Origin of the sequence: Halorubrum tibetense (genome assembly GCF_042661865.1) — an archaeon.
GTDB classification, from domain to species: Archaea; Halobacteriota; Halobacteria; order Halobacteriales; family Haloferacaceae; genus Halorubrum; species Halorubrum tibetense.
Map to the genome: position 1 here is coordinate 1 of NZ_JBHSWW010000090.1, position 8,485 is coordinate 8,485.

At 68.2% G+C, this 8,485-nt stretch carries 7 protein-coding genes; all 7 read left to right on the forward strand.

What is annotated here, in order from left to right; all coding sequences use genetic code 11:
- On the forward strand, window positions 1-1,223 hold a 1,223-nt coding region (locus ACFQEU_RS07860), incomplete at its 5' end, for a YcaO-like family protein (RefSeq protein WP_379780933.1).
- Between the two features lie 158 nt (window positions 1,224-1,381).
- Window positions 1,382-1,720: a cupin domain-containing protein gene (locus ACFQEU_RS07865; RefSeq protein WP_379780935.1), complete on the forward strand. Its 339-nt coding sequence runs from the start codon at window positions 1,382-1,384 to the stop codon at window positions 1,718-1,720.
- 73 nt (window positions 1,721-1,793) lie between these two features.
- Window positions 1,794-2,576 (forward strand): RlmE family RNA methyltransferase, encoded by a 783-nt coding sequence (locus ACFQEU_RS07870; protein WP_379780937.1) that lies wholly within the window; start codon window positions 1,794-1,796, stop codon window positions 2,574-2,576.
- A gap of 393 nt (window positions 2,577-2,969) precedes the next feature.
- Complete coding sequence (locus ACFQEU_RS07875; RefSeq protein ID WP_379780938.1) at window positions 2,970-4,787, forward strand: ABC transporter substrate-binding protein; 1,818 nt, start codon at window positions 2,970-2,972, stop codon at window positions 4,785-4,787.
- Between the two features lie 90 nt (window positions 4,788-4,877).
- Entirely contained in the window at window positions 4,878-5,900 is a 1,023-nt protein-coding gene (locus ACFQEU_RS07880; protein WP_379780939.1) for an ABC transporter permease, read from the forward strand.
- 33 nt (window positions 5,901-5,933) lie between these two features.
- The gene (locus tag ACFQEU_RS07885) at window positions 5,934-7,373 is read left to right on the forward strand and encodes an ABC transporter permease (RefSeq protein ID WP_379780940.1); all 1,440 of its coding nucleotides are present in this window, start codon (window positions 5,934-5,936) and stop codon (window positions 7,371-7,373) included.
- Window positions 7,370-8,485 (forward strand): ABC transporter ATP-binding protein (locus ACFQEU_RS07890; protein WP_379780941.1); only part of this gene is annotated, 1,116 nt, incomplete at its 3' end. The genes ACFQEU_RS07885 and ACFQEU_RS07890, both read left to right, overlap by 4 nt.

Below are 8,485 nucleotides of genomic sequence, written 5' to 3' on the forward strand. Positions count from 1 at the left end.
TCCCGCTGGAGCCGGGAGGGGGAAGCGGCACGGAACACGACGCCTCGCTGTCCGGCGCGCTCGACCGCGCGGATCGGGGTGTCGACCCGCGGATCGGGCTCCTGACCGAGGTGGGCGAACGCGAGTCGTTCCCCATTCCGTACTACGTCGCCCGGCTGGCGGACACCGCCCCGTTCTCGGACGCACACGCCGCGGCGTTCGCGGGCGGGGCCGACGACGACTGGGATGCGGCGTTCATGAAGGCGCTCGGCGAGGGGTTAGAGCGGTACGCCGCCGGGGTGTACCGGTCGTCGTCGTTCACGACCGGCACCGCCGCAGACGTGCCGAACCCGATCACGCCGGACGCGTTCGTCCGCCCGGACTCGGCCGCCGCCTACAGCCCCGACGACACGCTCCCGTGGACGGCCGGCGAGCGGCTGGACACGGGCGAGCGCGTCGACCTCCCCGCGGAGTTCGTCCGGTTCCCGCCGCCGGAGAACCGATACCGTCCGGCAATCACCACCGGACTCGGTCTCGGGAACACGGGCGCTGAGGCGGCCCTCTCCGGGCTCTACGAGGTGATCGAGCGCGACGCGACGATGACGACGTGGTACTCGACGACGGAGCCGCTCGGGATCGAGGTCGACGACGGGACGTTCGACCGTCTGGTGAAGCGGGCGCGTGCCGAGTCGCTGTCGGTGACGCCGCTTCTCGTCACGACGGACATCGATGTTCCCGTCGTCGCCGTCGGCGTCCACCGGGACGAAGCGTGGCCGCGATTCGCCGCCGGATCGGGAGCGGCCCTCGATCCGGTCGCCGCGGCCCGAAGCGCGCTCTCGGAGGCGCTCCAGAACTGGACGGAGCTCCGGTCGATGGGCGAGGCGGCGGCCGCCGAGGAGAGCGCGGCGATCGGGCACCACGCCGAGTTCCCCGCGGCCACACGGGCGTTCTTCGACCCGGACGCGACCGTCACGACCGAAGGGCTCGGCGAGCCCGAGCTGTCGGGTGTCGACGAGCTCGAAGCGGCGACGGAGCGCGTCCGTGACGCGGGCGTAACCCCCGTTGTTTCCCGGACGACGACCCGTGACGTGGCCGCGCTCGGGTTCGAGGCGGTCCGCGTGTTGGTTCCCGAGGCACAGCCGCTGTTCACCGGCGATCCGTTCTTCGGCGAGCGTGCCCGCGAAGTCCCCCGATCGATGGGGTTCGATCCGGTACTCGACCGGGAGTACCACCCGTTCCCGTAGGCCCGGATGAGCTTCGACGACGAGGGGGAGAGGAGGCCGGAGGTCGGTGGGAAGGCGACCGAACGGGTCGCGGACCGGCAGACAGGCGGACCGGCGGACCGGCGGATCGACGGACCGGCAGCCGCGGGTTTAACTACTGCCGTCACGCCGATATCGACATGGAACTCGTACCCGACGAGTCGGTCGAGTCGACGGAGGCGGTCCCCGGCGTCCACCTGACGCAGGGGGCTGTCGGAGAGGAAGCCAGCATCCAACGGTTCTACATCGAGCCCGGCGCGGAGGTGCCCGAACACGAGCACCCCCACGAGCAGGTGGGAACCGTCACGAGCGGGACGCTCACGTTCGTCGTCGACGGGGAGACGCACGCGGTTCACGCGGGCGACACGTTCGTCGTTCCCGGCGGCGAACCCCACGCCGCGTACAACGACCGCGACGTTCCGGTCGAGGGGTTCGACGTGTTCGCACCACCCCGCCCGAACCCGGACTGGCAGGAGTGACCGACCACCAGCCGGAGCGTTCGAGCGCGGTCGAACGACGCGCATAAGCCGTCCGCGACGGTACGAGAGGGAAATGGGAGGAAAAGACGAGTACTACAACCGGTCCAAACAGCAGGGGTACCGTGCCCGGTCGGCGTACAAGCTGAAACAGCTCGACGAGGACGCAGACCTGTTCGACAGCGGCAACACCGTCGTCGACCTCGGGGCCGCGCCGGGCGGCTGGCTTCAGGTGGCGGCCGAGGCGGTCGGCGAGGGAGGGACCGTCGTCGGGGTCGACCTCCAGCGGATCGACGACCTGGAGGACCACGACGTCGAGACGATCCGCGGCGACATGACCGAGGAGCGCACCCGCCACTACCTCCGAGAGGCGGTGGGAGAGGGCGGCGCTGACGTCGTCGTCAGCGACATGGCACCGAACATGACCGGCGAGTACTCGCTGGACCACGCCCGTTCGGTCCACCTCGCCCGCCAGGCGTTCGACGTCGCCGAGGAGCTGCTCGCGCCCGGCGGCGACTTCGTCGTGAAGGTGTTCCAGGGCGAGGACCTCGACGCGTTCCGCGAGGACGTGGGCGAGGAGTTCGAGTACGTGCGGACCGTCTCGCCGCCCGCCTCGCGGGACAGTTCCTCGGAGGTGTACCTCGTCGCGAAGGGGCTCCTCACCGCGCCGGTCGAGGCGGGCGACCGGATCGAGGTGACGATTGAGGAGCGCGGCGAAGAGGGCGACGGGATCGCCTACGTCGAGGGGTACTCGCTGTTCGTCCCCGACACGGAACCGGGAGAAACCCTCACCGTCGTCGTCGACGACGTGAAACCGCGGTTCGGCTTCGCCGAACGGGCCGCCGAGCGCGACGAGTAGGGGGTCCCTCCAGCCCGACAGTAGTTATCACACCCGATACTCCCGTGCAGGGAGTTATATCCCCGAGTCGGGTTGGAACGGCGTATGAGCCACGAGCGGAGCTCGGGATCGACGGCTGGGTCGGGCGAGCGACACCGTCGAGCTGAACTCGCGTCGTGCGCGGAAGGAACGAGGACGGCATAACCCCTCCAAAGCGTGTCTTGGTCCAGGAACGCGGGATTGCCGAGTGTGGCCGTCGGATCGATGGTTGACGGGGCCACGTCGGGAGCGGGAACCGGGACCACGATCGGTGGCCGATACCGGGAGCCGGTACGTTTATTCTTGTATATCTATATGGTGGTATTGAGCGGTAATATACAGACTTTTGCCATGAGCAGACCCAACACGGATCACATGGATCCGACACGGGACGCCGAGGCGGACAGTCAGACGCGACGGTCGTTTCTCGTCGCCGCGGGCGGCGCAAGCATGGCGGCGATCGCGGGCTGTGCGGACGAGGACGACCTCGACGGGGGTGACCCGGCGGACGATGGAGCCGAGGACGGCGGCGGCTCCGACGACCAGAACGTTATCGAGGTGTCGATCGCGCCCACGGACTCGTTCGACAACATCCGAACGAAGGGCGACGGCTCGGAGGCGATCACCTACCAGATATACGCCGGGTTGATGACGTACGGGCTCGGCGAGTTCGAGCCGGTCGGCGAGCTCGCCGAGGACTACACCATCTCCGATGACGGGACCGTCTACGAGTTCGACCTCCGCGAGGGTCAGACGTTCCACGACGGCTCGGAGTTCACGGCCCACGACATCGTCTACTCGTGGGAACGGCTCGTCGGCTCCCCGAACACCCAGGAGGCGCGGCACATCACGACGGACGTTCCCGTCGATCACGATGTCGACGCCGAGAGCCCGGGCGACGCGGTGTACCCGGACGACTACGTCCCGGGATCGCTGGCGGTCAAAGCAGTCGACGACCACACGCTCCGAATGGAGCTACGCGCCCCGTGGCACTCCGTTCTGGAGAAGCTCACCATCGGCGAGGTCGAGCCGATCCCCGAGGGGCTCGTCGACGACGCCCCGGGGTACGACGGCGAAATGGGGTTCGAGGAGTTCGAGAGCAGCCCGCCGCCGGGACTGGGCCCGTTCGAGTTCGTCGAGTATCAAGAGGGCTCTCACGCCCGCTTGGAGGCGTTCGACGACTACTACGGCGAGGGGCCACACGTCGACGCGGTCGAGATGACGATCCTCGCGGACGACGACGGGCGGTACCAGCGCGCGCTCGGCGGCGACGTCGACATCTTCGAGATCCCCGAGACGCAGTACGACGACAGCGCCGTCGATATCGGCACCGAAACCGAGCTCGGCGTCCGAACCGGGACGTACGAGTTAGAGAACGGCGAGACGGTGAACTACGGGGAATGGCAGGACGTGTACACCGCCTACATCATCAACAACGCCGAGCGGGTGCCGAAACACGTCCGGCAGGCGATGGCGTACACGCTGAATCAACACCAGATCGTCGACGAGGCGTTCAACGGGCTCGGCGTGCCGTCGTACATGTACACCCCGCCGACGGTGTACCCCGGCGGGCCGGAAGCCTACATGGAGAAGGCCCGCGAGGAGTACCCGTACGGGTTCGACGAGCGGCTCCCGGGTGAGGCGAGAGACCTCATGGAATCGAACGGTCACGACGCCGATACCCCGTTCGAGCTCACGTTCACGACGTTCAGCGACAGACAGCCGAACGCGTACGACCGGCTCGCGAACCTGATGCGCGAACAGCTCGGCCCGGTCCACATCGACGTCTCGATCGAGCAGGTGCCGTTCAACACGATCATCGACCGGGCGATCGGCGGCGAGCTCGACTCGTTCTCGCTCGGGAACTCGATCGACTACCCCGAGGCACAGGACACGCTCCGATACGCCCGCGGGGACCCGAACGACTTCAGCCGCTGGTACGGCACGGAGCCCGCAGAGCGCGCCGCGGATATCTGGGAGAACCAGGTGCTCGCGAACCCCGGCCCCAGCGAGGAGACGGTCGAAGCGCGCGAGCAGGCGTACATCGAGATGGAGGAGGCGAACTGGGAGGAGGTGCCGGACGTCATGCTGTATCACCCGGTCGAGACGGAGTACTGGAGCGAGGACCTCGAGTACGAGCCACCGTCGACGGCGTTCCACCGCCAGCAGTACAACCACGCCCGGTTCGAGTGACACCACGGATGCGTGTCGCTCCCGCGTGCGCCGTGCCAGCCGACGACGTCGGGTCCCACGCCGCCCGGCGAGCACTGACATGACCGTCGAATGAGCCGGCTTCAGTACCTCGGGAAGCGGTTCCTGCTGTCGCTTCCCGTGGTCGTGTTCGGGACGAGCCTCACGTTTCTCATCATTCGGCTCGGGCCGATCGACCCCGCAGCGGCGATCCTCGGTCCGGACGCCGACCCGCAGAACGTCGAGCGATACGAGCGGATCCGCGAGCAGCTCGGACTCAACGATCCGCTGTGGGAGCAGTACCTGAACTTCATATGGGAGATGCTCACGTTCGATCTGGGCGCGTCGTGGGTCGTCCATCCCGGAGCGGACGTGAACGCGCTGCTTATGGTGTACATGCCGCGCACGCTGTGGCTCGGGTTCTGGTCGGTGCTCGTCGCGCTGTTCATCGGGATCCCGCTCGGCTTCTACGCCGGGTTGAACCCGAACACGCCCGCCGACTATCTGGCGTCGTTCGGCGGGATCGTGTGGCGAGCCATGCCCAACTTCTGGCTCGCGATCATCCTCGCCGCCCTCCTCGTGCAGAGCGAGCGCTTCCTGTTCGGGTTCGACTGGTCCGCGTGGCTGATCGAGACGAGCGTCATCGGGACGCCCGATCTCGAGAACCTCCATCGGCCGTCGAACTTCCTCGCGGCGACGAAACAGATCCTGCCGGCCGCGCTCGTGTTGGGGTCGGCGTCGATGGGCAACGAGATGCGCATCGGTCGCACGGCCGTTCTAGAGACGATCAACTCGAACTACGTCGACGCCGCCAGGGCGAAAGGGGTCTCCGGCGGACGCCTCGTGTGGAAACACGTGTTCCGGAACGCGCTCATTCCCCTGATCCCGGTGATCACGAGCGAGGCGTTCCTGCTCATCGGCGGCTCCGTCCTCGTCGAGGTGATCTTCGGGATCAACGGGCTCGGCTGGCTCTTCTTCGAGGCGACGATCCAAGGCGACATCCCGCTGGCCGGCTCGCTGATGTTCTTTTTCATCGTGCTGATCGTCGGCGTGAACATCCTGCAGGACGTGTTGTACACGGTGATCGATCCGCGTGTCGGCTACGAACGGACATGACAGGAAACGACCCGAGAGACACGGACCCATGACATGAAACGAACGCTGCTACGGCTGCTCGGTGGAACCGACCGGCCCGACTGGCCCGAGGACGACACCCTCGGCGACCGGCTCCGGACGCGCCCTGGGCCGGCGATCCGCTGGGCAGCCGTCCTGCTCGGACTGCTCGCCGTCCAGATCGGGATGCTGCTCGGCTGGATCGCGGGCTTCCTCCCGGCCGGTCCCGTCGCGGACGCGCTCGGGTCGATCCCCGCGGCGATCTCCCACGAGACGGTCCCGAACCGCGGCTACTTCCACCCGGAACACGGCTGGGTCGGCACGTTCATGGGGCTATCGCCGGCGTGGGCGTGGGCGCTGCGGACCGGACTCGTCTACCTGTACGCCGCGACGGTGACCTACTGGGTCTGGGTGGGCTACCTCCTCTTTCGACGGGTGTACCGCGCGGCCGACTGGACCCCACGTGACGACGTGGTCGACCGGCTTCGCGGGCACACGTGGGGCCTGTTCGGCGGGGTCGTCGTCTTCGCGTTCCTCGTGTACGCACTGTTCGCCCCCGTGGTGAGTCCGACGGACATCACGCAGAACCTCTATGACCCGTTCGCCCACGAGATCACCCACTTCGACGAGGAGGCGGGCGAGGTCCGCAGCGTCTTCATCGGCGACGCGAACATCGGCTCCCAATCGGGCGCACAAGAGGGGATCGGCCCCATGCAGTACGACCCATACGACCGGTTCCACCCGTTCGGAACGATGGACCGCGGCCAAGACCTGTTCACCTTCATGGCGTACGGCGCGCGGATCTCGCTGTTCATCGGTGTCGTCGCGATCGGCCTCAGCGTCGTCATCTCGGGCGGGCTCGCGGTGCTTTCGGCGTACTACAAGGGGCTACTCGACCTGGGCGTCGTGCTCGGAAGCGACTCGGTGCAGGCGATGCCCCAGCTCCTCGTTATCATCCTGTTATCGGTGGTGTTCGCGGACACGTGGCTCGCCGGGCTGTACGACGGCGGGTTCCTGCTCGCGCTCATCTTCGGGCTGACGGGGTGGCCGTCGCTGTGGCGCGCGGTTCGGGGGCCGGCGTTACAGGTCGCCGACCGCGAGTGGGTCGACGCGGCCCGGAGCATGGGTCAACGGCCGACGCGAACGATGCGACGCCACATGGCCCCGTATCTCACGGGGTATCTGCTGGTGTACGCGTCGATGAGCCTCGGCGGCGTGATCATCGGCGTCGCCGGGCTCTCGTTTCTGGGGCTCGGCGTCACCTCCCCGACGCCGGAGTGGGGTCGCGCCGTCGACGCCGGCCAGCCGTACGTCGCGACCGCCTCGTGGCACATCTCGCTCGTCCCGGGGGTGCTCGTCGTGCTCGTGGTGACGGCGTTCAACGCGCTCGGTGACGCGATCCGCGACGCGATCGACCCCGAGAGCGACACGGGCGCGAGCCAGGAGGGGGCGATGGCGACGGGAGGTGGCGGATGAGCCCGCCGCTGCTCGCCGTCGAGGACCTCACGACCGTCTTCCGCACCGACAAGGAGACGATCCGCGCCGTCGACGGCGTGAGCTTCAGCATCGAACGCGGCGAGACGCTCGGGATCGTCGGCGAGAGCGGCAGCGGCAAGAGCGTCACCGCCCGGTCGATCATGGGGCTCGTCGACTCGCCGGGACGGATCGCCGAGACGAGCAGCGTCCGGCTCGACGGCGAGGAGCTGAACACGCCGGACACCGACTGGACCGGGGTGCGCGGCGGGCGGATCGCGTTGGTGTTTCAGGACCCGATGACCAGCCTCAATCCGGTGTACACCGTCGGCAACCAGATCAAGGAGTCGCTGCTGTTACACCGGGGGCTCCGGGGCCGCGAGGCGACGGAGGAGGCGACCGAGCTGTTACGCGCGGTCGGGATCCCGGACCCCGCACGGCGGCTCGGGGAGTACCCACACCAGTTCTCCGGCGGGATGTTACAACGCGCGGTGATCGCGATGGCGCTGGCGTGTGACCCGGACCTGCTGATCTGTGACGAGCCGACGACCGCCCTCGACGTGACGATCCAGGCGCAGGTGCTCGAGCTGCTCGCCGACCTCCGCGCCGAACAGGACCTCGCCCTTCTGTTCATTACCCACGACATGCACGTGATCGCCGAGATCGCGGACCGCGTCGGCGTGATGTACGCCGGCGAGATCGTCGAGACCGGGCCCGTCGACGCGGTGTTCGACGATCCGGCCCACCCGTACGCGGAGGGGCTGTTGAGCTGTATCCCCTCCCGGAACGTCGGACGTGACCGGCTCGACACGATCGAAGGCGACGTACCGACGCCGACGGAGCCGCCCTCGGCGTGTCGGTTCGCGCCCCGCTGTCCGGCCGCGTTCGACGCCTGCGAGCGGGTTCATCCCCAACGGGTGCCGATCGGGAGCGAGGAGGACGACGGAGACGCGGACGGGAGCGGGAACAAGGCCGGCGGTCCCGCGGACGGAAGCGGTGCCGACAGGGACGTCGCGTGTCTGTTGTACCCGGAAAACGAGTCCCGATCCGATCGGGTCCGCCACCACGATCGCGACGGCGACGCGCCGGACGGCGGCGGCCACGCGTCGAACGCC